The organism is Collinsella stercoris DSM 13279 (genome assembly GCF_020735465.1).
Taxonomy (GTDB): domain Bacteria; phylum Actinomycetota; class Coriobacteriia; order Coriobacteriales; family Coriobacteriaceae; genus Collinsella; species Collinsella stercoris.
On record NZ_CP085935.1, the window covers coordinates 1,968,962 to 1,993,759 of the forward strand.

Annotated in this window: 21 protein-coding genes; 8 read left to right on the plus strand and 13 right to left on the minus strand. The window is 64.6% G+C overall.

Translation table 11 applies throughout. From position 1 onward, the window contains the following. The first annotated feature begins 135 nt into the window (after positions 1-135). Genes LK434_RS08280 through LK434_RS08290 form a run of 3 tightly spaced genes read left to right on the plus strand, consistent with a single transcriptional unit; the run spans position 136 to position 4,433 of the window. Positions 136-642: a MarR family winged helix-turn-helix transcriptional regulator gene (locus LK434_RS08280; protein WP_006721891.1), complete on the plus strand. Its 507-nt coding sequence runs from the start codon at positions 136-138 to the stop codon at positions 640-642. After that, a complete protein-coding gene (locus LK434_RS08285) occupies positions 635-2,521 on the plus strand; it encodes an ABC transporter ATP-binding protein (RefSeq protein WP_006721890.1) in 1,887 nt (628 codons plus the stop codon). Before LK434_RS08280 ends, LK434_RS08285 begins: the two co-directional genes overlap by 8 nt. Then, positions 2,514-4,433, plus strand: a complete 1,920-nt coding sequence (locus tag LK434_RS08290; RefSeq protein ID WP_006721889.1) for an ABC transporter ATP-binding protein — start codon at positions 2,514-2,516, stop codon at positions 4,431-4,433. The genes LK434_RS08285 and LK434_RS08290 overlap by 8 nt, the downstream gene beginning before the upstream one ends. 169 nt (positions 4,434-4,602) lie before the next feature. Here the strand turns inward: LK434_RS08290 and LK434_RS08295 are convergent, their stop codons facing one another. From LK434_RS08295 to LK434_RS08325, 7 genes are all read right to left on the minus strand, one after another. Next, positions 4,603-5,046, minus strand: coding sequence for a type II toxin-antitoxin system Phd/YefM family antitoxin (locus LK434_RS08295; protein ID WP_148334660.1), 444 nt, complete (start codon positions 5,044-5,046; stop codon positions 4,603-4,605). 245 nt (positions 5,047-5,291) lie between these two features. After that, entirely contained in the window at positions 5,292-5,483 is a 192-nt protein-coding gene (locus tag LK434_RS08300) for a heme exporter protein CcmD (protein WP_006721886.1), read from the minus strand. Continuing rightward, entirely contained in the window at positions 5,484-6,470 is a 987-nt protein-coding gene (locus tag LK434_RS08305; protein WP_006721885.1) for a cytochrome c biogenesis protein, read from the minus strand. It lies immediately after the preceding gene. 110 nt (positions 6,471-6,580) lie between these two features. After that, positions 6,581-7,336 carry a heme exporter protein CcmB gene (locus LK434_RS08310; protein WP_006721884.1) on the minus strand — a complete coding sequence of 252 codons (756 nt, stop codon included), beginning with the start codon at positions 7,334-7,336 and terminating at the stop codon, positions 6,581-6,583. Continuing rightward, a complete protein-coding gene (locus LK434_RS08315; protein ID WP_227917719.1) occupies positions 7,337-8,212 on the minus strand; it encodes an ABC transporter ATP-binding protein in 876 nt (291 codons plus the stop codon). After that, positions 8,212-10,359 carry a heme lyase CcmF/NrfE family subunit gene (locus tag LK434_RS08320; protein WP_227917720.1) on the minus strand — a complete coding sequence of 716 codons (2,148 nt, stop codon included), beginning with the start codon at positions 10,357-10,359 and terminating at the stop codon, positions 8,212-8,214. The genes LK434_RS08315 and LK434_RS08320 overlap by 1 nt, the downstream gene beginning before the upstream one ends. A gap of 124 nt (positions 10,360-10,483) precedes the next feature. Continuing rightward, on the minus strand, positions 10,484-11,155 hold the full coding sequence (locus LK434_RS08325) for a cytochrome c maturation protein CcmE domain-containing protein (protein WP_006721881.1): 672 nt from the start codon (positions 11,153-11,155) through the stop codon (positions 10,484-10,486). A gap of 369 nt (positions 11,156-11,524) precedes the next feature. Here LK434_RS08325 and LK434_RS08330 point away from each other — a divergent pair, with 369 nt between their 5' ends. After that, positions 11,525-12,289, plus strand: coding sequence for a type III pantothenate kinase (locus LK434_RS08330; protein WP_006721879.1), 765 nt, complete (start codon positions 11,525-11,527; stop codon positions 12,287-12,289). Positions 12,290-12,859: 570 nt separating this feature from the next. On the opposite strand, the gene folP is transcribed toward LK434_RS08330, so the two are convergent. Then, complete coding sequence (folP, locus tag LK434_RS08335; protein WP_006721878.1) at positions 12,860-14,635, minus strand: dihydropteroate synthase; 1,776 nt, start codon at positions 14,633-14,635, stop codon at positions 12,860-12,862. Positions 14,636-14,976: 341 nt separating this feature from the next. Between folP and LK434_RS08340 the strand changes: the two genes are divergently transcribed. Continuing rightward, on the plus strand, positions 14,977-15,819 hold the full coding sequence (locus tag LK434_RS08340; RefSeq protein WP_006721876.1) for an exodeoxyribonuclease III: 843 nt from the start codon (positions 14,977-14,979) through the stop codon (positions 15,817-15,819). 195 nt (positions 15,820-16,014) lie between these two features. Here the strand turns inward: LK434_RS08340 and LK434_RS08345 are convergent, their stop codons facing one another. From LK434_RS08345 to LK434_RS08365, 5 genes are all read right to left on the minus strand, one after another. Continuing rightward, complete coding sequence (locus tag LK434_RS08345) at positions 16,015-16,596, minus strand: cation:proton antiporter regulatory subunit (protein WP_006721875.1); 582 nt, start codon at positions 16,594-16,596, stop codon at positions 16,015-16,017. Positions 16,597-16,610: 14 nt separating this feature from the next. Next, positions 16,611-16,763, minus strand: a complete 153-nt coding sequence (locus tag LK434_RS08350) for a hypothetical protein (RefSeq protein WP_006721874.1) — start codon at positions 16,761-16,763, stop codon at positions 16,611-16,613. A 155-nt stretch (positions 16,764-16,918) separates the two neighbouring features. Beyond that, entirely contained in the window at positions 16,919-17,641 is a 723-nt protein-coding gene (locus LK434_RS08355; RefSeq protein ID WP_227917721.1) for a DUF6580 family putative transport protein, read from the minus strand. Positions 17,642-17,877: 236 nt separating this feature from the next. Further along, entirely contained in the window at positions 17,878-19,392 is a 1,515-nt protein-coding gene (locus tag LK434_RS08360; RefSeq protein ID WP_006721872.1) for an ABC transporter ATP-binding protein, read from the minus strand. Then, on the minus strand, positions 19,389-20,525 hold the full coding sequence (locus LK434_RS08365; RefSeq protein ID WP_006721871.1) for an energy-coupling factor transporter transmembrane component T: 1,137 nt from the start codon (positions 20,523-20,525) through the stop codon (positions 19,389-19,391). The genes LK434_RS08360 and LK434_RS08365 overlap by 4 nt, the downstream gene beginning before the upstream one ends. 187 nt (positions 20,526-20,712) lie before the next feature. Between LK434_RS08365 and glmU the strand changes: the two genes are divergently transcribed. The 3 genes from glmU to pth all read left to right on the plus strand — a co-directional run bounded on the left by glmU (position 20,713) and on the right by pth (position 24,553). Further along, complete coding sequence (gene glmU / locus LK434_RS08370) at positions 20,713-22,113, plus strand: bifunctional UDP-N-acetylglucosamine diphosphorylase/glucosamine-1-phosphate N-acetyltransferase GlmU (RefSeq protein WP_006721870.1); 1,401 nt, start codon at positions 20,713-20,715, stop codon at positions 22,111-22,113. Between the two features lie 196 nt (positions 22,114-22,309). Beyond that, the gene (locus tag LK434_RS08375; protein ID WP_006721869.1) at positions 22,310-23,296 is read left to right on the plus strand and encodes a ribose-phosphate diphosphokinase; all 987 of its coding nucleotides are present in this window, start codon (positions 22,310-22,312) and stop codon (positions 23,294-23,296) included. Between the two features lie 627 nt (positions 23,297-23,923). Further along, a complete protein-coding gene (gene pth / locus LK434_RS08380; RefSeq protein ID WP_006721866.1) occupies positions 23,924-24,553 on the plus strand; it encodes an aminoacyl-tRNA hydrolase in 630 nt (209 codons plus the stop codon). Positions 24,554-24,798: the final 245 nt, after the last annotated feature.

Here is a 24,798-nt window from a genome sequence, read left to right on the forward strand (position 1 = left end):
ATTTACCTCACAATGTGTTGCTCGCGTGTCGCTTGAAACGCTTCAGCATCCGCTATCATTAGGCACCTTTACATTCGATAAGGCACCGAATTAAACTGGTTACGAACAATTTGACTTACAGGAAGGAGCTGAATCATGTCGACCACGTGCGGCGACTCTGCATCGCAGGGCGCCGAGGACACTCCCACCGAGAACGCGCGCGACCTCGACGCCGAGCTGGACGACGGCACCGCCCGGGCAAAGCGCATCTTGCAGGGCCTGGGCTTTTGCGGACATTACATGCACTTTCACGGAGGTGGACGGTCGGGGCAAGTGCCCATCGTGTGCATGCTCGACCGCTGCGGAGGCCAGCTCTCACAGCAGGAACTCGGCTCGCACTTTGAGCTCAAGCCCGGGTCGCTTTCCGAGATCCTCTCCAAGATGGAGGCGGCTGGGCTCATCGAGCGCACGCGCGACACCAAGGACCGCCGCCAGCTGTTCGTCAAGCTCACCCGGGCGGGCAGCGAACTGGCTCGTCGGGAACATGAGAAGCGCCAAGCGTTTCGCCGGGTCGCCTTTAGCAGCCTGACCGTCGAAGAGCAGGAGCAGCTCGCCGAAATGCTCGAGAAGATACGCGTCACCTGGGAGGAGTTAGATGGTTAAGACACTCGCCGCATCCATCCGCGATTACAAGTGGCACACCATTGCCACACCCATCCTTGTTTTGTTCGAGGTCGCCTGCGAGATGGCGATCCCCTTTGTGACCGCCAACCTCATCGACACCATCAAGGACGGCGCGACCGTTGCGCAGATTTTGCCCACGGCGGGCCTGCTCGTGGTTATCGCGCTCGTCTCGCTGTTCTTCGGTGCGGCGGCGGGCATCACCTGCAGCCACGCGAGCTGCGGATTTGCAAAGAACCTGCGCCACGACCTGTTCTACAAGATCCAGACGTTCTCCTTTAGCAACATCGACCAGTTCTCCAGCTCGTCGCTCGTCACCCGCCTCACCACCGACGTCACCAACGTCCAGCAGGCGTTCATGCTCATCATCCGCATCGCGGTGCGCGCTCCGCTCGTCTTGATCTTCGCGTTCGTGATGGCGTATGCCATGGGCGGCTCCATCTCGTTCGTCTACCTGGCCATGATTCCGCTCCTCGGCCTGGGCCTGGGTCTCATCATCCACAAGGTGGGCCCCATCTTCACGCGCGTCTTCCATAAGTACGACGCCCTCAACGAGTCGGTCGAGGAGAACGTCACGGGCATGCGCGTGGTCAAGAGCTACGTGCGCGAGGACTACGAGAAGAAGAAGTTCGCCGCCGCCGCGCAGGACGTGTGCGCCGACTTCACCCGCGCCGAAAAGCTGCTCGCGCTCAACAACCCCATGATGAACCTGTGCGTCAACGGCGCCTTCGTGATCATCATCTTCCTGGGCTCCAAGCTCATCATCACCAGCCAGGGCGAGCTGTTCGATGTGGGCCAGCTCTCCTCCACCTTCACCTACGGCTTCCAAATCCTCATGAGCCTCATGCAGCTGTCCATGATCTTCGTGATGGTCACGATGGCCGAGGAGAGCGCCAACCGCATCGTCGAGGTGCTGCACGCCCAGCCCACGATCGACAACCCCAGCCAGGCCGTGCACGAGGTCGCCGACGGCTCCATCGACTTCGACCACGTGAGCTTCAAGTACTCCAAGCACGCCGAGCGCCAGGCACTCGACGATATCGACCTGCACATCAAGAGCGGCGAGACCATCGGCATCATCGGCGGCACGGGCTCGGCAAAGTCCTCGCTCGTGAACCTCATCGCCCGTCTGTACGACGTCACCGAGGGCGTCGTCCGCGTGGGCGGCGTGGACGTGCGCGACTACGACCTCGACGCCCTGCGTCATCAGGTCGCCATGGTGCTCCAAAAGAACGTGCTGTTCAGCGGCACCATCGCCGAGAACCTGCGTTGGGGCGACGCCGACGCAACCGACGAGGAGGTCCGCGAGGCGGCCAAGCTCGCCTGCGCCGACGAGTTCGTCGACGGCTTCCCCCAGGGGTACGACACCTGGATCGAGCAAGGCGGCTCCAACGTCTCCGGCGGCCAGAAGCAGCGCCTGTGCATCGCGCGTGCCCTGCTGCGCCGACCGAAGATCTTGATCCTCGACGACTCCACGAGCGCCGTCGACACCAAGACCGACGCCAAGATCCGCGCGGGGCTGGCAGCGTACCTGCCCGAGACCACCAAGCTCATCATCGCCCAGCGCATCGCCTCCGTGCAGGACGCCGACCGTATCATCGTCATGGAGGGCGGACGCATCGCGAACATCGGCACGCACGACGAGCTCATGGAATGCTCCGACATCTACCGCGAGACGTTCCTCTCTCAAAATCGCATGAGCGAGGAGGCCGAGGCCGCGGAGTCCGAGGCTGAGGCCGAGCAGGACCTCGACCAGGCGGCAGCGCCCGAGATGCGCGCCGCCGAGGAGCTGAACGCCGAGGAGACGCCTGCCGGCGAGCCGAACGACACGACCCAGGAAGGGGGTGAGGCGCATGAGTAAGGCATCCACCGCCGCACGCGCCAAGAACCGCAAGTCCGGCACCCTCAAGCGCATCATCAAGATGCTCTTTTCCTTCTATCCGGTGCTGCTGCCGCTGGTCATGGCGGGCGTGCTTCTCTGCGGCCTGATCAACTCCATCGGGTCGGTCTTCCTGCAAAAGGCGCTCGAGGTCATCTCCACCTCCTGGCAGACGGGCGACTGGACAGCGGCTCAACCCAAGATCCTCGGCCTGGTGACCGTCCTGGCGATCATCTATCTCATCGGCAACCTCTCCTCCCTGTTCTGGAACCGCTACATGGGCGTCGTCACGCAGGGCTCTCTGGAGAAGCTGCGCGAGAAGATGTTCAACCGCATGCAGGACCTCCCCATTCGCTACTTCGACACCAACCAGCGCGGCGACATCATGTCGCACTACACCAACGACATCGACACGCTGCGCCAGATGATCTCGCAGTCGCTGCCCAACCTGCTGCAGACCATCATCGTGCTCGCCACCGTCCTGGGCATCATGTTCTACTTCTCCGCCTGGATGGGCCTGGTGATCATCGCGGGCGTCGCCGTGATGACGTTCCTCACCAAGCTGCTGGGCTCCAACTCCGCACGCTTCTTCATTGCGCAGCAGATGGAGCTCGGCGTCGTCGAGGGACACATCGAGGAGGTCATGAACGGCCAAAAGGTCGTCAAGGCGTTCTGCCATGAGCGAGCCGCCGAGGAGGACTTCGACGAGCGCAACGAGAAGCTCTTCGAGGTGTCCCAAAAGGCGAACATGTTCGCCAACATCCTCATGCCCATCCTCATGAACCTGGGTAACCTCATCTACGTCATGGTGGCGCTCGCGGGCGGCGTGTTCCTCGCCCTCGACGTTCCCAACCTCTCCTTCTCCGGACTGCCGTTCTCCATTGCCGTCGTGGTCCCCTTCCTCAACATGACCAAGCAGTTCTGCGGTCAGATCGGCCAGGTTTCCCAGCAGATCAACGCCGTCGTCATGGGCCTTGCGGGCGCCGAGCGCATCTTCGAGCTTCTCGACCAGGAGCCCGAGGTCGATGAGGGCTACGTGACGCTCGTCGACGCGCAGGTCAATCCCGACACCTGGGAGATCGAGGAGGCCGATCACCGCACCGGCCTGTGGGCCTGGAAGCACCCGCACAAGGCCGACGGCACCGTGACCTATGTTCCGCTGCGCGGCGACGTGCGCATGGTCGATGTCGACTTTGGCTACACCCCCGACCACGAGGTGCTGCACGGCGTGTCCGTGTACGCCAAGCCCGGCCAGAAGGTCGCGTTCGTGGGTGCCACGGGTGCCGGCAAGACCACCATCACCAACCTCATCAACCGCTTCTACGACATCGCCGACGGCAAGATCCGCTACGACGGCATCAACGTCAACAAGATCAAGAAGGCCGATCTGCGTCGCTCCCTGGGCGTTGTGCTGCAGGACGTCAACCTGTTCACCGGCACCGTCATGGACAACATCCGCTACGGCAAGCTGGACGCCACGGACGAGGAATGCATCAAGGCCGCCGAGCTCGCCGGAGCCGACGACTTCATCCGTCGCCTCCCCGACGGCTACAACACCATGCTCACCGGCAACGGCTCGCAGCTGAGCCAGGGTCAGCGCCAGCTCGTGTCCATCGCGCGCGCCGCGGTTGCGGACCCGCCCGCGATGATCTTGGACGAGGCCACGAGCTCCATCGACACGCGCACCGAGGCCATCGTGCAGCGCGGCATGGACGCCCTCATGCAGGGGCGCACGACCTTCGTCATCGCGCACCGCCTCTCGACGGTCCGCAACTCCGACGTGATCATCTGCCTCGACCACGGCCGTGTGATCGAGCGCGGCACGCACGATGAGCTTATCGCCAAGAAGGGCTACTACTATCAGCTCTACACGGGCGCCTTTGAGCTCGAGTAGCGCATAGCCCCAACGGTAGCGCCACAGAGGCCCGCTCCCGACGCCCCGCCGGACTCCGCACACACGCGGTCCGGCGGGGCTTTTCATGTGTGCCCCCGTCTCGTGCGCGAACCATCCGCACGCCGAGCCGCCTACGCACGGCCAGGGAGGTGCGCCCCGCTTCGCGTCTTCACACGCGGTGGCCCGCAAAGGCGAGGGGGCGTATCTCAAACCAGGGCGCGCCGTTGCGCATCACCCGGATGGTCTCCCCCGTGTCGTTCGCATACGTCGCAAGGCGGCTCAGATGAGTCTTTGCCTCCCGCATGGGAACGCCGCCATCGTCTCTCAGCCATTTGCCCAACGGAAACGCATGGGCGCGCTCCATCGCGCCCGCATCACGGTCCGCCGCCCCGATGATCGCCTGCCCTAAAAAGCCCGCAGGGTCCTCGGTAAACGCAACTGACGAGGACGCGGAGGCTCCACAGCCCTCCGACCAGCCAACCGAGCCCGCCGCATCGTCCGGCAGCCCCCAATCTTCGACGTCCTCGAATATCTCCCAGTCTTCCGGTCCCGCATCCGCAACCACTTGCCCGCGTTCCGCCCGCTCCATCTCACCTTGCGCCACGTGTACCATCTTGCCCTCCATTTCCTTGGGAGCAGGAGCGTATCAGGCCGATCGAGCGGCTTTTCCCGCCCATGCTGACCAAAGCCTTGCACGCGGCACCGCATCGTCTGACACCGCAGCGTAGGCACGCCGTATCGCAACAACGTGCGCTCGCCACCCTAAAAAGATGCACGAAATGCGCAAAAAACGACCCCTCGCACCAACGTGCAAGGGGTCGTTCATCACGCAAAGCAACACGCACGTGTCGTCCAGGCCTAGCGAGAGCCCTTCTCTCGATCCTCAAGGGCGCGCTTGAGCGCGTCGATATCCGCCTCCGTCCGCTTGGACTTGCGCCACAGCGACAGCACGAACGCGAACAAGGCGAGCAGAATGCCCACATACGCGGCGATCACATACGGAGCCGCAGGCAGCACGGTCGAGTAGACCTCAGAGAGAATCGGATCCATTTAGTCCTCCTTGGGCATATGGGACGCACGCGAAACATCGGGACAGGAGCGGGTGGGGGCGTCGGCTTCACCAGGGGCGCGCGAGCCGGCAGGCGTATCGGCTTCACCAGGGGCGCGCGAACCGGCAGACGCATCAAAAGCAGTCGCGCCCCGCGCGCCGCCGGACCCACCCGTCAAGGCCACATCCGCGGCACGCGCCTGAAGCCGATCGAGCGCCGCAGCCGCTGCCGCGCGGGACGCTTCTCCATCCAGCTCCTCCAAACGGCGCTTGAGATCTTCGACCTCATCGGCAGCCGCGTTTACGCGCAGGGCATACCGGTACAGGGCGAACGCGATCATGAGCACACCGGCCATTCCCAGCAAAAACGGGATGAGCATGAGCGGCGGCAGGCCGGAATCGGTGCGGAACACCACGGGATGCACCGAGGAGGGCACCAGGCGCGTAATGAGAAACGAGATGGGCGCGTCCACAAAGGCGACGATGCAGAACACCGCCGCAAAGCGCGCCGCCTTCTCGGGGTCGTCCAGCGCGTTACGCAGCACAAAATAGCCAATCACCAGCAGCATCAAGATGAAGTAGGTGGTCAGGCGCGGCTCCCACACCCACCAGACGCCCCACTCAAAACGGGTCCACAAGTCGCCCGAGATCATGGTCGCCACAATGAACACAAGTGTGATCTGCATGGCGGTACGCGAGCGCACGTCGTGGGCGCGATCCTTGGTCATGAGGAAGCGCAGGGCATGGAACGCCGCGACGCCCATCGCCGCAAATGATGCGACGGCCACAGGGACATGCAGGTAAAAGATCTTTTGGCTCAGCAGCAACTTAGTGGTGACCATTTGCCCGGCAATCACCACGGGCTCGGGCAGCTGCGCGCCCTGCACGAGCGGGGCGAGCGTGAACGTCCACACCACGTCGGCGGCTATGAGCAGCGCGCCCAGGACCAACAAGGCCGGCACCAGCGCATCGGCGCGATTCTTGTGCATCGCACTCCTTTCACGTCACGGCAACGCGGCGCGCGCCCGCGAGAGGAAGCTCGGCGCGCGGCGGCCATAAGCGTTTGACCCGTACATACTAACGCACGGGGCGGCTCCCCTTACGAATCGAGCACGAACTCGTACAGGCCCCACGCCGCGGCGATCATGACCACGTCGTACGCCCCTGCCAGCGCCAGGCTCCGCCAGAACGTCGCAAAGGTCCCCTCAACACCCGCGAGCGCCACCCCGGTGGCGGACACGCAGGCATACAGCAGGGGGAACGCCACGGGGATGAACAGGATGGCGAGCAGCACGTCCTTGCCGCGCGTGTCGATGGCCATGGTGGACAGCAGCGTGCCCACGCCGGCAACGCCTACCGTGCCCACCAAGAGCGGCAGTACCATGAACGGTGCGGTGGGCGGAAGGGCCGCGCCGGAAAGGAAGAAGACGAAGAACAGCGGCACGGTCACGAGCTCGACCGCAAGCAGGAACAGCAGGTTCGAGGTCGCCTTGGCCAAAAACACCACCGCGCGATCGACCGGGGCGAGCAAAATGCCCTCAAGGCAACCCGACTCGGTCTCGTGTGAAAAACTGCGGTTGAGGCCCAGAAGGCTCGTGAACACGATGAGGGCCCACAGCAGGCCACCGGCAAACGAAACGATTTGCAGCTTGTCGCCCACCTGCGCCAACGCGGCGCCGTACACGGTCAAGACGAGCAGCGAGTACACCGCCATGGAGGTGAGCATCTCGCGCGTGCGCAGCTCCTGGCGAACATCCTTGGCAAGCAGGGCTCTGTACTGGGCGAACGCGGAGGGTCTTGGCGCGCGGGCGCCCTGTGTGAACGGGCCTTCGCCCATCGACTTGCGCACGGTCATCTACGCCACCCCCATGCCCACCGTTGCCAGGTACAGCTCGCGGAACGCCTCGCGGTCGATGAGATCCTTGTTCGCGCACACCACCACGCGCCCCTGCGCCAAGATGAGCGCATGGGTGCAGAGGTCGTACCCCTTGTCCAAATCGTGACTCACCATGACGAACGTGCGGCCCTCGCGCACGCGTTCCAGCAGCCGGTCGAACAGCTCCGCCGCATGCGGGTCGAGGCCGGAATACGGCTCGTCGAGCAGTACGAGGTCGGGGTCGTTGATGAGGGCGCGGGCGATGGACAGGCGCTGCTGCATGCCGCGGGAGAAGGTGCGCACGCAATCGTTGCGGCGGTGGTCGAGCTCGACCAGGCGGAGCAGCTCATCGATGCGCTCCTGCGCGGGCGCACCCGTCACGCCGTAGAGCGATGCGAAGAACGCCAGGTTCTCCTGGGCGGTCAGGTCGCCATACAGCATCGACTTGTGCGAGATGAGCCCGATGCGCGACCGCAGGGCGTCCGGCTCCTCCAGGGCATCGATGCCCAACATGCGCAGACTGCCGCGGCTGGGACGTGCCAAGAGGGCCAGCTCGAGCAACAGGGTGGTCTTGCCGGCGCCGTTGGGGCCGAAAATCGAGAGGAACGCCCCCTGGGGCAACGCAAGGTCAACGCCGTCGAGGGCGCGGCGCGCGCCGAACTGCTTGATCAGCCCACGCGCCTCGATCGCGCACGGCGCATGGACGACGGCGGGCGAAGAGGCTCGGGAGTCCAACTGCCCTTCCGCCTCCACGAAACCGGAGCCGCCACAGCCTTCCGCCGGCGCAAACGCCCCCTTCGCACCCCCGGCGACCCCAGACGTCCCTTCCGCTGAGCGGGCCTCGGACGCGGACATCACGCCTCGCCCGCCTTCGCGCGGGCGCGCTCATCGGCGGCGAGCAGCGGCGTGGCCCGGCGCGGCGCGAACGCGAGCACGATGCCGAGCGTGGACACGGCGCCACCCACCCAGGTGAACAGGATCAGCGGGTTCACCTTGACGTTGATGGACAGCGAGCCGTCGGCGTTCAGGCCCTGGAACGCGATGAACAGGTCCTCGGTGGGGAACGTGAGCACGGCAGCGTCGAGCGTGGACTGACTCGTGGCGGCGGCGACCTTCATCGAGGGCGCCACATGTCCCAGCACGCGGCCCTCCTCGCCCGCGCGCGCAACATCGAGTTCCACGCGCATGATCTCGTTGTCCTGGCTATCCGAATAACGCTCGCTGCCCGTGAGCGTGAGCACGTACTCGCCCACCTGCGCGGACTCGCCTGCCTCGCCCGCAAGGTCGACCGTGACCTCACGCACGTACATCATCGAGCCAACGAGGCCGATCACCACGACCGCCACACCCAAGTGGCACAGGTAGCCGCCGGCCTGCGCGGGCGAGCGGCGGAACAGGTTGATCACGGCGGCGGGAGCGGACTCGCCCTTGTTCTTCATGCGGGCGCGCACGCCCCGAACCAGCAGGTAGCCCGAGGTCGCCAGCAGCAGCGCGGCGGAAGCCAACGCCACGACGGTCAGCGCAAAGTAGTACACCGCAGGTCCCTGCTCGGCCAGCGCGGCGGCGGCAGAACCGCCGTCGGCCAAGATGCCGTAGTAGGTGGGCACCAGCGTGAGCGCAAAATACACGAGCTCGATCGCAAAGATCACCGCGGCAACGACCAGCGGCCAGCGCATGTGACGCAAAAACGCGGGACCCTGCGTCTTGCGCCACCCCAGCAGCGGGCATACCGCCATGAGCAGCACCACCACAACGGCAACCGGGCGCGCCACGGCGTTGTACGCGCCCGCCGCGACCACCGCGCCGCCGAGCGGCATCCAGCTGGGCAGCGCGCTCGACACGGTCAGGTACGCCACCAGCACGCCCGCCATGATCATAACGATGTTCGTGAGGTAATACGTGCCGTTCTTGGAGACCATCGACTCGACCTGGTCGTCATCCTCGCCCAACTCGCCATGGCGGTACAGCAGGCCCAACAAGAACGCCAGCCCGCTCGCCACCATAATGGCCAGGAAAAAGTACGTGGACACCGGGTCCTCGGCAAACGCGTGGACGCTCTGCACCAGGCCGGAGCGCGTGATGAACGTGCCGAGCACCACGAAGATGAACGTGATGGTGGCGGCGAACATGCTCCACCGCTTGAAGATGCCGCGCTTGCGGTACATCGTGAAGCTGTGGATCATCGCCACGCAGGTGAGCCAGCTCATGAGGCTCGCGTTCTCCACGGCGTCCCACGCCCAAAAACCGCCCCAGCCTAGGACCACGTACGCCCACACGGCGCCCAGCCCCATGCCGATCGACAGGAAGATGAAGCCGAACACCGCCAGGCGGTCGCACAGCTCGACCCAGCGCGCAGAGAGGTCACCGGTGATGAACGCCGCCATGGCATATGCGAACGGGATGGTCATGGCCGCGTAACCGATGAAGGTCGCCGGCGGGTGCAAGATCATGGCCCAGTGCATGAGCAGCGGGTTCATGCCACCGATCTTGCTCACAAGCGTGCCGTCGGGGTTGAGGTACTCGGCGGCGGTGGCCATGAACGGGTTGTTGGAGGCGGAGAACACGAGCGTGGCGGTGAACAGGGCAACCACGATCTCGGTCACGCCGAGGGCGACGCATGTAAGGTCATCCTTTGCGCAGCGACGTGCGTGCGCCTGGGCGGCGCCAAACGCCGCGATGAGCCACGTCCAGAGCAGCAACGAGCCCTGGCGGCCCGCCCACACGGCGCTCACGCGGTACAGCGGCTGCAGGGGGCTGTCCGTGGCGGGGTAGTTGGAGACCACGTACGCCAAGCTGTAGTTCTCCGTGAGCATGCACACCAAGATGACGCCGATGCACGCGGTGAGCAGGCCAAAGCTCACGTGCGTGAACGCGTAGCCCGTGCGAACGGCACGGTCCTTGCGCGCGCCGCCCAGCTTGACACCCGCCAAAAGCAGCACTGCCGAGACCAGGGCGAACACAAGCGCGAGCGCCTGCATCACGTTGCCGATAATCGAGACCATACGGGCCCTTTCTAGAGTTCGGGTGCCGGGATTCCCCTCTGCAAGGAACCCGCGAACCACCCCACGTTCACATCCGTCAAAAAGCGCAGCGAGACTGCCCCGCTGCGCCCACATGCGTTATATGTTACTTGCTGATAGACGAATCAATCGAGGGCTGCTCGGTCGCCACGAAATTGCCGTCCTCATCCAAGTGGCCGGACAGGACGACCGCCGTGCCATCGGTCATGGCCTCGTCGAGACCGCCCTCGTACACCACGTTGAGCAGCGCGCCTTGAGACTCGATTGCAAAGCGATACGAGGCCTGGGCGTCATTCACCTCGCCGTCGATGTAGCCGCAGACCTTCGTCTCCTTGCCCACCATGCTTTCGGCCTGGTCGAGCAGCCCCTTCACCGTCAGGGAGCCCTCGGCGCTCTCGTACTTGGAGGGGCACTTGGTGACCATCTCCGTGCAGTTCAGCATGAGCGGGTCCTCTACGGTGCCGGTGCAAATCGCCACAACGCCCGTGCCGAACGTGGCAGGCAGAGCCCCGTCGTAGGTAACGAGCAGCTCCTGCGAGCCGTCGCCCTCCTCGGGCGTGATGGCGAACTGGACGCTCGCGCCCTCACTCTGGATGGAATCCGCCACGACCGAGCCCGTCACCTGCACCTTTTTGCCGGTATAGCCGCCGGCCAAAAGATCGCCGACGCTCAACGACGAGGCCGCGCCGCCAGAGCCCGCGATCGCGGCGACCACCAGCATGGCAATTGCGACGATCCCTCCCGTCACGACAAGTCGGCGCTGGGCTTTCTTGTTCATATTGTCCCTCCAGGGGTACCCCACGGCGCGCGCGGAATGCCATTGCTTCCCAAGCGCCGCGCAATTTTGCACAGCCAACAAGTATACAATGTGCGCAGGAAGACCGCATCAAACCAAGTGTTCCGTTTGGATTGAGGTGGGGGGGGCGAACACCCGGCGGCCCACGGCGAGCATGGCAACGCCGGCGCGCCGCGTGCATCCACCCCAACACGCCGGCGCGCGGACCGCGTTGCGCGCGCCCACCACGGGTCCACAGCACCCTGAAGGGCAAGCGCCCCGAGCATCGCGGCGCTGCGCGAGCCATCGCGCGGGACAACGGCCAACCGGCGCCCCGTTCCAAGCGAGCACGAGTAAAAGGAGAGCACGACCATGCTGCTAGCCATCGACATGGGCAACACGCAGACCGCGCTTGGATTATTCGATAACGAGGAGCTGCTCCACTCGTGGCGCATGCCCACCGACCGCACCTTCACCAAAGACGAACTGCACGTTCGCCTGCTCGGATACTTCCACAAAGACGGGTTCGATCTGGCGCAGGTCAACGCCATAGCGTTCGCCGGCGTCGTGCCCCAGCTCATGCGCGAATGGGAAGGCGTCGCCGAGGTCCTGAACGCGCGGCTTGTGGTGGTGGGGCGCGCGACGGCCTCGGTCACCAGCATCGACGCCGCCAACCCGGCCGAGGTTGGCGCCGACCGCATCGCCAACGCCACGGCGGCGGCGGCGCTGTACGGCTCCCCAAGCATCGTCGTCGACTTTGGCACCGCCACGAATATCGACGTGGTCAACGAGCAGGGCGCCTACATCGGCGGTTGCATCGCGCCCGGCATCCGCGTTTCGCTTGACGCGCTCACCGCCCGCGCCGCGCGGTTGGCAAGCGTCCCTCTTGAGGCGCCCGAGCAAACCGTGGGCCGAAACACCGTCGAAGCCGTCCAGAGCGGCACTGTCGTTGGTGCGGCGGCGATGGCGGAGGGCTTGGTCGCCCGCATCAAGCGTGAACTGGGGCGCGATGATGCCCGCGTCATCGCCACGGGCGGGCTCGCGCGCGTCGTCGCCGAGGCGACCGACGTCTTTGACGTGGTCGATCCGCAGCTCACCATCAAGGGCATCTGCGAAATCTACCGCCGCCTCTCATAGGCCGCCGGCACCGGGCCCTCTCCGAACGTCGGCATGCCCCATCAGCCTCGATGCCCCACCCCAAGCCGTAATGCCCAGCGGGCATCGATGTGCCTCTCAGACTTCGATGCACCCCCAAAACTCGGTGCACTTCTCGACCATCTTTCAATGAAAAAATGGTCGAGGGGTGCACCGAACTTCCCAAAGTGCACCGAACTTCCCAAAGTGCAGCGAACTTTCTACAGCGCATCGAAGTTCAAAAGATGCAACGAGCCTGCCGTGTCACACCGCAGTTTCCACGGCGCACAGAGGCCCCGCAATGCACCGAAGTTTCCAAGGTGCACGGAACCCGTATGGCGCACCGCGCCCGCATGGTGCACCGAGTTTTCCATGAGCAGACTTTTCCAATAGCAAACGCTAGGCACGAAGGGCATCCGCGCCGTTTTGACATACCAAAGACGTTGAGGCAGTCGAATGGAAACGCCGGACACGCAGTGCGCCCGGTCCGTTTTGGACCCAGACTCCCCGCATGCCCGGCGTCGTCAGCTCATCAGGTAACGCGCAGCGAGCCTGCGCCGGCGCGCGACGCGCTTACAACGTGCCGAGCTCCGCGACCACGTGGCCCACGCGATCCTCGGGCTCTTTGACGTCCACGCCCTCGTAGCGGAAGAAGCGCGCCGGGTTGTGCATGAGGTCCTCGAGCGGCACCAACACGAAATCGCGCTCCCCCAGGTATGGGTGGGGCAGGCGCAGCTTGTCGCCGCCATGGATCTCGTTGTCCATCCACAGCAGGTCGCAGTCGATCACACGCGGACCGTTGGGGCGAGCGCCCTTGGCACGCGTCCGCCCGAGCTTCTGCTCGATCTTCATGAGCTCTTCGAGCAAGATCAGCGGCGCGAGCTCGGTTTTGATCTCCACGACCGCATTGGCAAACGCCGCCTGGCGCGTCTCGTACGCAGGCTCGCTCTCGTATATGCGCGAGCACGCGGACACGCACGTCATGGGGATCTGCGCGATCAAATCGCGGGCGGAACGGATATTCTCCTCGCGATCCCCCTTGTTGGAGCCCAGCGCAACATAGGCGCGGCGGGGCTGGGGACGGGCAATGGCCCAAAAACCGTTCAGGAACTGGTAAAAGCCGGCGACGTCGTGAACGCGGACGATGTTCGCGCCCTGTTCGATGGCGCCGAGGCACACGCCGAACGTGGCGATATCTCGATCCCGCGCGTCCTCGACGCCGGCGATGGCCCCCACCAGCCGCTTGCGCGAAACGGCGCAGAGCGTGGGGTAGCCGAGCGAGGCGATCTTGCCCATCTCGCGTTGAATGACGATGTCCTCGTTCGCGTCCTTGCCAAAACCCGGACCGGGATCAAGGCAGATGCGCTCGCGGTCGACACCCGCATGGATGAGGGCGCGCGCCTGATCGGAGAGGAACCCCATGACGCGGCGCATGATGGGCGCGGAGTCGGGCAAGGTGAAGCGACGCAGCTGAGAGGTTCGATTTGCGGAACCGGTTCGAGCCGCGGAACGCGCCATGACGGAAGCGAGGTCGTCCGCGCTCGCCCCAGCGGGCGCGTCATCGACGGCGGAAACCGCCACGGCGGTGCCGTCGGAAGACGCGGCATCGAGGGCAACGGCGCCCTCCAGCGGCTCCGCGGCGGCAGCCGGAGGCTCGGCGGCGGCAGCTTGCTGCTCGGCGGGCGCAGCGCCATCGGCGGCAAGCAGCGCATCGAACGGAAGCTGAGGCTGCAGCGGCTGGATCATGCCCGAGATGAGCTTGGCCTTGGCGGCGCGCTTGGACTTGCCGGTGGCACCTAGGGCCCTCGCAGCCGCCTCGGCCTCACGGGCCTTCTCGGCCATAAAGGCGGCGGCAGAGGTATCGAGCTGAACGGCTGTGTGCGTGCGCGGGCGTTCGATGTCGCTCACCTCGCCCGCGTGCATGATCACCACGCCGCAGTCGCTCTCTTTGACGAAATCCACCATGCGCGGGTCGGTAAAGCCGGTCACATCGTTCACGATCGACGCGCCCACACGCACCGCGGCCTTGGCGACCTCCACGTGACGTGTGTCGATGGACACGATCGTGCCGGCGCGGGCGAGCGCCTTGACCACCGGCAAGACGCGCTGCGCCTCGGTGTCGGGGTCGACGGGGGTAAAGCCGGGACGCGTGGACTCGCCGCCCACATCGATGATGTCGGCTCCGTCGTCGAGCATCTTGAGGCCGTGGGCGATGGCCGCCTCCGTATCGAGATGCTCGCCGCCGTCGCTGAACGAGTCGGGCGTCACGTTCAGGACGCCCATGATGCGTGGCCGGTCAAACTTCAGCTCGTATTTGCCGCAGCGCCAAACTTTGGAATCGCGTGCCATGAGAATCCTTTCGAGAACAAACAACTCGTTCTATTGTATCCAGCTCCCCCGCTTTCGATGCGCGAAAGTCTCGGAGCGCGGGCACGATCGGCACGAGCGCGGGTGCCGGCGCAGGCAGCGCGAGCCCTTAGAATTGGAGTCTCCGCGCGATATCGCAGGGCCTTTCTCGAAAGCGCCGGCCGCGGGAAGGCGGCGAATCGCGCGGCCGCTGCCGGAAAATCGCCATTCATCTAGTATAGTTAGCCAAGCGATACCCTACAGGGGCTTTCGATGCATGCCTTCGCGGCGTGCGGCCCCTCGATATATAGGCGCCCCCACAAGCGCCGCATAAGGAGATCATCATGACGAACACGGCATCCCGCACGCTCAAGCTCGCCTCATGGAACGTCAACGGCCTGCGCGCCGTGCTCAAAAAGGACCCGAGCTTTACCGATATCGTCTCCGAACTTGACGCCGACATCCTCGGCCTGCAGGAGACCAAGCTGCAGGAGGGGCAAGTCGAAATCGACCTGCCCGGGTACCACCAGGTTTGGAGCTACGCCGAGCGCAAGGGCTACTCAGGCACCGCCGTCTTTACCCGCGATGAGCCGCTCTCCGTTCGCCACGCCGACGCCGTGCTCGCCGCCGGCCGTGCCGCGGGACTCACCGACGACCAGCTCGAGCTCGTCGCCGTCGCCGCGACCGAGGGCCGCGTGTGCGCCCTCGAGTTCGAGCGCTTTTGGTTCGTCGATGTCTACACCCCCAACGCGCAGGGCGAACTCGCGCGCCTCGACACGCGCATGGCCTGGGATGACGCCTACCGCGCGTTCCTGCTCTCGCTCGAGGACGAGACGGGCAAGCCCGTGGTGACCTGCGGCGACTTCAACGTCGCTCATAACGAGATCGACCTCAAGAACCCCAAGAGCAACCGCGGCAACGCCGGCTTTTCCGACGAGGAGCGCAGCAAGTTCGTCGAGCTGCTGGACGCCGGCTACACCGACACGTTCCGCGCCGCGAACCCCGACCTTGAGGGCGCGTACAGCTGGTGGAGCTACCGCTTCAACGCGCGCAAGAACAACGCCGGGTGGCGCATCGACTACTTCCTGGTGAGCGACTCGATTGCGGACCGCGTGCGCGCCACGGGCATCCGCAGCGACATCTTTGGCAGCGACCACTGCCCCGTCACGCTTGAGATCGGGCTGTAAGCTCTCTTGTAAAAACGGCAGATGTCGGCGGCCAAGACGCGCTCATGCCTCCACCTCGCGTTGCGCGCCGGTGTACCGACGCCCTCACACCACCGTTGACGAAATTGAGATGTCGAAATCCAAGCGTTCAGATCACGTGATATTCGACATTTCAGCCATATTGCATGACGCCTTGCCACGCACCTTGAATGTCGATCATCCACGACCGTTGCCCAGCAGCGCCAACGTCGCCTCGTGCTGCGCCTCCGACCCCGCCAAGCCGAGTATGTCGCCCGCACACAGGGGCATGTCCGCCTCGATGGCGAACTCTATCTCGTCATCGCGGCGCAGGGCGACCGCCTGCGCACCCGTCTTCGCACGCAGCTGCAAGTCGGCAAACGTACTGCCCGCCGCTACCCCGTTTGCCGGAACGGTCATCCAGCGCAGATTCGTATCGGGGACGGCCGAGAACAGGTCGACCACCGTGAGCAGGTCCTCCACGATAAGCCATCCGGTGGCGATCCTGCCCCCGTCAGTGCCGGCAAGACCGGCATCGGCAAGGTTCTTGATGAGCACGACCGTCGAGGCGATGGACACCGAAAACCCCAACATCACGCCCGCCTCAAGCGGCCAACCGAGCGCAAGCCCCACGCCGCAACCGGCTAGGGTGCCCAACGCGGTCTGCAGCAGCGCCCCCGGTACCGCCACGCCGCGGACGGTCATGAGGTCGTCGAAGGAAAAATGCAGGCCGGTGCCGAACATCATGAACATGACGCCCACCTCGGCGAGTTGGCTCATGGCGTGCGAGTCGCCTATAAACCAGGGGTGAAGGGACCTACCGCAAGACCTCCGAGTAGGTCGCCCACCACCGGCGGCAGGCGCACCATGCGGGCGATGATGCCGCCCAGGAAGGCCGCGACGAGGGCCACGACAAATGTGGCGAGAAGAATGCTGTCTTGGTGCATGGGTCCTCCGAACGGGGGCGCTAATGAACGGGATGTGCAGGGGCTGCCGTATCAGCTTATCCAGCGTGTCGAGGATGTATGCACGGGACTCCGCTCCTTTTACGCAGGCGAGCCTTTCTCTGCATCCAGCCGCGTCCGCGCGGAAAAGCCCCGAATCACCGGCAACGAACGTCAAATTTGCGCACCACTCGCGCGATGCGGAGGGTCCACGGCCGATACAGTACGAGCAAAAACACCGCCGTGGCCACGCCGTGCACCACGTCAAAAGGAAGCGATGCCGCGACGTACGCGATCGCACCTGGCACGGTAAGCGGACGCACAAAGCCCAACACCCCGTACGCGTTGATAACCACGCCATAGAGCAAACCGGATAGCAGACCGAACGCCACGAGCAGCACAGCCTTGACACGCTCGGAGCGCCCAATCCGTGATGCGAGGGGCGCTGAACCACCATCCTTGCCATTAACGCGACGCCCGCGGGGAGCGGACGCATCTGGGAAAACCCCCATATCGGCAAGGACACCGCCCAGATATCCAATCAGGCCCCAGGCGTACATCTGCCAGGGACTCCACAACCCCTGTCCAAAAAAGAAGTTGCTCGCGAGCGCCGCCAACGCACCCACCATGAACCCGCTGCGCCGCCCCAGCGTCCCTCCGGCGATGATCGCAATGGCCGAAACAGGCTTGAAATCCGGAATCGGCGCAAACAGGATGCGTCCCGCCGCAGCAAGGGCAGCAAGCACGAGCGTGGGCATGATCTGGCGGAGCGCCGGCTTGCTCGCCTCGTAGCCCGCAAAGAACAGCGCCAAAACCACCGTGACCACCAGCATCATGAGCAGTGCGGTCTGCGCAAAACCAGCCACGAGCGCGACGCCCATGGCGATCGGCACCGCAGCGAGCAGCAGCGCCTCGAAGATGCCACCCGGGCCATGGGGGCGACCGTCGTCGTGCGACGTGCGAGGGTCAGACGCGGCGCGAGAGCCTGGCGCCGCACCGGGGTCAGACGCCGCGCGAGGGTCGGGCGCCGCACCAGCCATCGTGAACCGCCCTCGAGATGCGCCCCCGGAGCCGAGCCCCTTCCCGCCGTCGGAATGCTCGCGAATCCTCATGCGCATCACAACCGGTAAAACAGGTTGTTGCGGAAGAACTCGTCGACCGGCTCGGTGCACGCAACCTCGCCGTCGAACAGCAGCGACATGCGATCCGCGACCGCAGACGCGAACTCGAGGTCGTGCGTCGCCATCACGATGGTCGCACCGCCCCGGCGCGCCTCGTCCACCAGGCGGGCAACTTCTTTACGCGCTGTGCGATCGAGCCCCTTGGTGGGCTCATCGAGCAACAGCAGCTGGGGGCCAACCAAAAGAACCTTGCCCAAGGCAAGCAGCTGACGCTGGCCACCCGACAAATCATAGGGATGTCGATCCGCGCACGAGGCAAGGCCCAGCCGGGAGAGCATCGCCTGCGCCTCGGCGACGCCATACGCGCCAATGCCCGCCCACTCCATGAGCTCATCCTCCACGCACTCACACGCGAACAATGCCTTTGGATCTTGCGGGAGCAGGGCCTTTTTCGTCGGGATAACGCGAAGCGCACCGCGGTTCGCGCGGCGCACCCCCGCCATCAGCGCCAACAGGGTCGACTTGCCACTCCCGTTGCCACCCACGAGCGCGTGGACCTCGCCTGTCGTCACGGAAATGTCCAACCCGCGCAACACCCAGTCGGCATCGCGCTCATAGCGAGCCCACACGCCCCTGGCATCGACGGCGGGTGTAATCGAAAAACCAGCTCGAGCACCGCCGAAGGACGGTCCACCGCGGCGCTGCCCAGCAGGGCGTTCGATATCCGCCATGGACTCAGCGGGCGCATCCGAAACCGATCCCGACCTCCCCTGACGTCGCCCGCACACCCCTTCGAGATCGCGGCCCTTCTTGAGCTCCGCCAAGTCCTCAATCTCGCGAACACTCCCGTCGCGCAGTTCGTACGCGCACGTCGCGTAATCCGCCATCAGATCGGGCGCGTGCGTGGCGACCATCACCGTACAGCCCAACTCACGGTTGACGCGAAACAGCGCGTGCAAAAAGTTCTTGGTCGCAATGGGGTCGAGCTGCGCCGCCGGCTCGTCCAAAAGCAGCAGGCGCGGCTGCATCACCAACGTCGACGCAAGCGCCAGCAACTGTTTGCGTCCGCCCGAAAGGGCGTCCGTCGGGCTGTGGAACCAATCTCCCATGCCAAAAAAATACCCCGCCTCGGCGACGCGCCGGCGCATTTCGGCAGCAGGAACGCCTAGATTCTCCAGGCCGAACGCCATCTCATGCCACACGCTGTCGCACACGATCTGGTTGTCGGGATCCTGAAAGACAAACCCAACCGTACGGGCGGATTCCTCGTTGCTCAGATCCTCGACGTTGCGGCCAAACACCCGAACCGACCCCCGCTTGCTGCCGGCAGGGGCGATCTGGGGCTTCACGAGGGACAGCATGGTAGATTTACCCGATCCGGTATCGCCCACCAACAGCGCGAACGAGCCCTGTGCAACGTCAAGGTCCACACCACGCAGGACCTCTTCCGTGACGCCCGCATGGGTAAATGAAAGGCCCTTGAGCTCTAAGGCCAACACGGTCCCGCTCATGAGAACCTCCTCGTCTCATATAGGTGCAAAGCGGCAGGGACGAACATCCAGACGGCATAGGGCACATAGCCCCACCACGCACGGATAGGCGCAAGCCGCGGGTAGAACTCGTATGCGTTGGTCGCGGTCCAGCTTGCCCATATGCATACGGCGGCAGCGACCGTCAACACCAGTAAAACGGCGGCGTCGCGCAGCGTGAAACGATACGGCAGGTACGTGGTTCTCTGCCGGCGAGCGCCCCATCCGCGGGCGCGCATGGCGTCAGCCGTCTCGAGGGAATCCTCCATCGCCCACCCCATGAGCACGGAGCTCTGCCGCAGGCGGCCCTTCACTCGATTCGATAGGCGGCCCGTCACCCGATCTGACAGGCGGACCGGCATCCGATACGACAGGCGGACCGGCATCCGATCCGATGGGCAGCCCGTCACTCGATCTGACAGGCGCCTCGCACGAAGGAGGCGCGCCGGTTCGTGGCGGCGCCCGGGTGTGGTCGCTGCTGCGCCGGTTTCCCCAAGCATCGACGCGCGGGCCCCTCCGGACATCGACTCCCCGGCCTCTCCAGGTATCGACGCCCCGGGCATCGACGCGGCGGCCTCCCCGGGCGCTGATGCGCTGGCTTCCCCAGACGCCGATACACCGCCCTCGGAGGGGGCACAACCAAAGCCCATGCAACTCAACGCCACATCTTGCACCGCGGCGATCGTGCGACCCTGGCGCACGAACCGCGGCACCAAGCGCATCGTCATGGACACCATCAGGGCCACCGTGGGAACCACGTTCCCCAGCAGCCCCAAGACCTTGTCGTAGCTCAACATGGTGGACCCGATGCCGAACCACTGCGCGCTCGCCACGAACAACCCCGCCATCGCGCAACCGTATAGCAGGCTCTCCGCATACACCGGCCTGCCGAACAGGTCAAACAACTCCGTCGATCCCATGGAAACAAACAGGGGGTTCACCAAACCGATAACCAGCACCACAGGGAGCTGCCAGCGCAGGGACAACGCCGCCGTACGCCATCCGCGCACGCAGGCGCCATACGCCAACCCGCCGGCGAACGAGAGCGCAATCAGCAGCGGATGCATGGAAAACATGGTGAGGCCGAGCGTGACCGCAAGGTATGCGGCGGGCACGGCGGGATGCCGAGTTTCAAAAGCCGTATGTCGAATCGAGCGAGCCGTGCGCCCACCCCCCCTATCCCTATGGCAATTGCACGCGCATCGCGCGGCGCATACGTCGAGCCCTTCCCCGCTGCGGTATCATCGACCTGTCTGCGCGCCGGGCGCGCAGGAACCTGCAACCAATCTTGGGGAGCCTCGTATGGATGTTACCGCGATTGTAATGGCCGCCGGTGAAGGCACACGCATGAAGTCCAATCATGCCAAGGTGTCTCACAAGATTTTGGGAAAACCCATGGCATGCTGGGTGATCGACGCCGCGCTCGAGGCGGGGTGCAACCGCGTGGTCGTGGTGGTGGGCAGCCATTCCGACGAGGTCCGCGCCCTCATCGCCGACGCTTACGAGGGCACGCCGCACGCGAGCGCCATCGAGTGCGTCGAGCAGGCCGAGCGCCTGGGCACCGGCCATGCCGTGCGCACCGCACTTGAGGCGACCGGCATCAACGCCGGGCCCGTCGTAGTGCTGAACGGCGACCTGCCCCTTATCCAGGCCCAGACCATCCGCACCTTCGCCGAGACGGTCTCCGGCGGCGCGCATGCCGGCGCGGTCCTCACCTTCACCCCGCCCGTGCCCTTTGGCTACGGCCGCATCGAACTCGACGCCGACGGCGGCGTGAACCGCATCATCGAGCAGAAGGACTGCACGCCCGAGCAGAACGCCGAGCTCCTCGAGTGCAATGCGGGCTGCTACGCCTTCGACGGCGCGCTGTTGGCCGCCCACATCGGCGAGATCACGAACGACAACGCCCAGGCCGAGTACTACTTGCCCGACATGGTCGAGATCCTGAAGAGCCACGGCCACGGCGTGACCATCTTCCACTGCGACGATTACCGCGATGGCCTGGGTGTGAACTCGCGCGTCCAGCTCGCCGAGCTCACCGCCATCGCGCGCGACCGCATCAACGAGCGCCTCATGACCGAGGGCGTCACGTTCATCGACCCCGCACAGGCCTGGATCGACCCCGACGCGCGCATCGGCCGCGATACCGTCGTGTGGCCCCAGACGCACCTCATCGGCGCGTGCACCGTTGGCGAGGGCTGCCAACTCGGACCCAACACGCGCCTCACGGATGCCCGTGTTGGCAACGACTGCGTGCTCGACGAGACGGTCGGCATCGATGTGGTTATCGAAAACGGCGTCACGTGCGGCCCGCGCTGTTACCTGCGTCAGGGCACCCACCTGCTTGACCGCGCGCATGTGGGCACGCACGTGGAGATCAAGAAGTCCACGATCGGCGAGGGCTCCAAGGTTCCCCACCTCTCCTACATTGGCGACACGACCATGGGCAGCGACGTCAACGTGGGCGCAGGCTCCATCACCTGCAACTACGACGGCAAGAACAAGAACGCGACGGTCATCGGCGACCGCGTGTTCATCGGCTCCGACACCATGATGGTCGCGCCCGTGAACATCGGAGACGACGCCATCACCGGCGCGAGCAGCTGCATCACGCGCGACGTGCCCTCCGGCGCGCTCGGCCTGGAGCGCAGCGACCAGCGCATCCTCGAGGGCTACACCGAGCGTCGTCGCGCCCGCCTGTAGGCCAGCGACGTCCTTGCGCCGGCAAGCGATCGTCTGTCCAAGCGCATTGCAGAGCCCCGTCTTTTGCGACCCGCATCCCCCGGTGCGGGTCGTTTTGTTTTGAAGTTACGTTTGGTGCGGTATCAGCGCTGCATTAACGTTCAATCTGGCTAATATATAGAGCAGGTAAGGTGTCGTGGCGAATAAAGGAGAAGACATGCCGACAACCGATCCCAAGAAGACTGTGGATATGAACAAGATCCTCCGCGTCTATTCGGGTTCCTCCAACCGTCCGCTCGCAGAGAAGATCGCGAATCTGCTCGGTGTCGAGCTGTCCGGCCTGACGCTCAAGCAGTTCGCCAACGGCGAGATCTACGCCCGCTACGACGAGACCGTTCGTGGCGCCGACGTGTTCTTCATCCAGTCCGTCGCCGGCGGCAACGTCAACGACATGCTGATGGAGCTCCTCATCGCCACCGATGCCGCCAAGCGCGCATCCGCCCGCTCCATCACCGCCGTCATCACCCACTACGGCTACGCCCGCCAGGACCGCAAGGCCGCCCCGCGCGAGCCCATCACCGCTCGCCTTGTGGCCAACCTGCTCGAGTGCGCCGGCGTTGACCGCATCATCACGCTTGACCTGCACCAGGGCCAGATCCAGGGCTTCTTCGACATCCCGGTGAACCACCTCTCCGCGCTGCCGCTGTTCGCCGACTACTACAACGCCATGAACTTCGACACCGACAACCTCGTGGTCGTGTCCCCCGACGTGGGTCGCGCCAAGGCCGCCAAGAAGCTCTCCGACATGCTTGGCTGCAGCCTGGCCATCGCCCACAAGGGCCGTCCGCGCCACAACGCCGCCGAGGTCATGGGCATCATCGGCGACATCAAGGGCAAGACCTGCATCATCAACGACGACATGATCGACACCGCGGGCACCCTGTGCGCCAACGTCAAGGAGCTCAAGGAGCTGGGCGCCGGTGACATCTACGTGTGCGCCACCCACGGCATCTTCTCCGGCGAGGCCGTCCAGCGCCTGAACGACGCCCCCATCGTGGAGTGTGTGGTCACCGACGCCATTCCGGTTGAGGAGACGGGCAAGATCAAGACCATCTCCGTTGCCGGCGAGTTTGCCGAGACCATCTCCGCCGTGTACTACGAGCGCTCCGTCTCCTGCCTCGTGGGCGGCGACTTCGCGCTGTAAGTCTCTATACTGCACTACGCTAGAACGGGCGCCCGTTTACTTTCACGCGCAACTGCTCCAAAGTGCGCACCTCAGAAGAGACTGCGGACGATAAGTCGGGCCGTCCGGGCGATCCGACTTATCGTCCGCAGTCTCCAGGAGGCCCGAAAAGGCTACGGAGGCCCACATGTTCGATTCGCACCTCAAATTGGGGACAGGCACTAACCTGAGGTGGTTCTTCATGATGTCGCATTGCGCTTTTCTCCGCTTTTGACCGTAAATCACATCGTTGACCCCGAATTTGGCCGATAAGAATATCGGCCAAGAGGTCATTTGTTGAAATGTGTGGGGTTCTTGACGCACTCGCCAAGTAGACCCCGAGTAGCCGCCTATCGCAAACTTCGCTACCTGCGGTTATTCGTTTTCCAAGTAGTCAAAAATAGGCCTCTACTCGCTGGGTCCTTGATAAACCCCGCACATTTTAATGACTGACCCCCTTTCCAATACGCCAACGGCCATTTTGGGGTTATTCTTGACGCGTTTGACACCATCGCGCGACACACGCACCATATTCAACAGCAAATTTTTATCAGTCGGCGAAGCGCTTCGCGGAGCGTTTTCGAGACCCATCAACAATAAGGAGGCCTTATGGCCACAGCACAACCCCTCCCCATCCGCATGGTCGCCGGATTGGGCAACCCGGGCGATGAGTACGCCGACACCCGCCACAACGCCGGCTTCAAAGCCGTCGACGTCCTGGCATCCCAAGCCGGCGTGAGCTATTGGAAAAACCAAGCCGGCGCCGAAGTCGCCCTTATCAACGTCAACGACCCCGAGGCCGAAGGTGGCAAACGCGAGGTTGTCCTGGTCAAACCGCAGTCGTATATGAACACGAGCGGCGGTCCCATTTCCAAACTGTGCGCCCAATACAAGGTCAAGCCCGAAGAGCTGCTCGTGATCCACGACGAGCTCGACATTCCCGCCGGCGATGTGCGCGTCAAGGTCGGCGGCGGCCACGCGGGGCATAACGGCCTGCGCTCGATCATCGACAAGCTCGGAAGCCGCGACTTCTCCCGCATTCGCGCTGGCATTGGCGACCCCCCGGGCCGCATGCCCGTAGCGGACTTCGTACTCAAGCAGCTCCGCTCCCGTGAAGCCGAAGACTTCGCCGTCATGACGAGCCAAGCCGCCGAGGCCGCGGCCCTCGCCATCACGCGCGGCGTGGTATTCGCACGCGACCACGTCAACGGCGGCGCCAGCGGCAACGGCAAACACTAGCACGCGAGCTGTGCCAACATACACTGTTATTTAGGCTGCCGAGTTCGCTCGAAAAACCAAGTCCGTTAAAGCAGTCGCATTCGCAAGGGAAGGCGAACGCACCAGCACTGCCGTGTTCGCTAGGGAGGCCGAGCGCTCCAGCGCAATCGAGCACGCCAACGCAATCGCATCCACGAAAATCGCATCCACGCAAAAAGGCGCCCGCCGGGCCTCGTGGTCCGGCGGGCGCCTTGCTGTGCACAAGC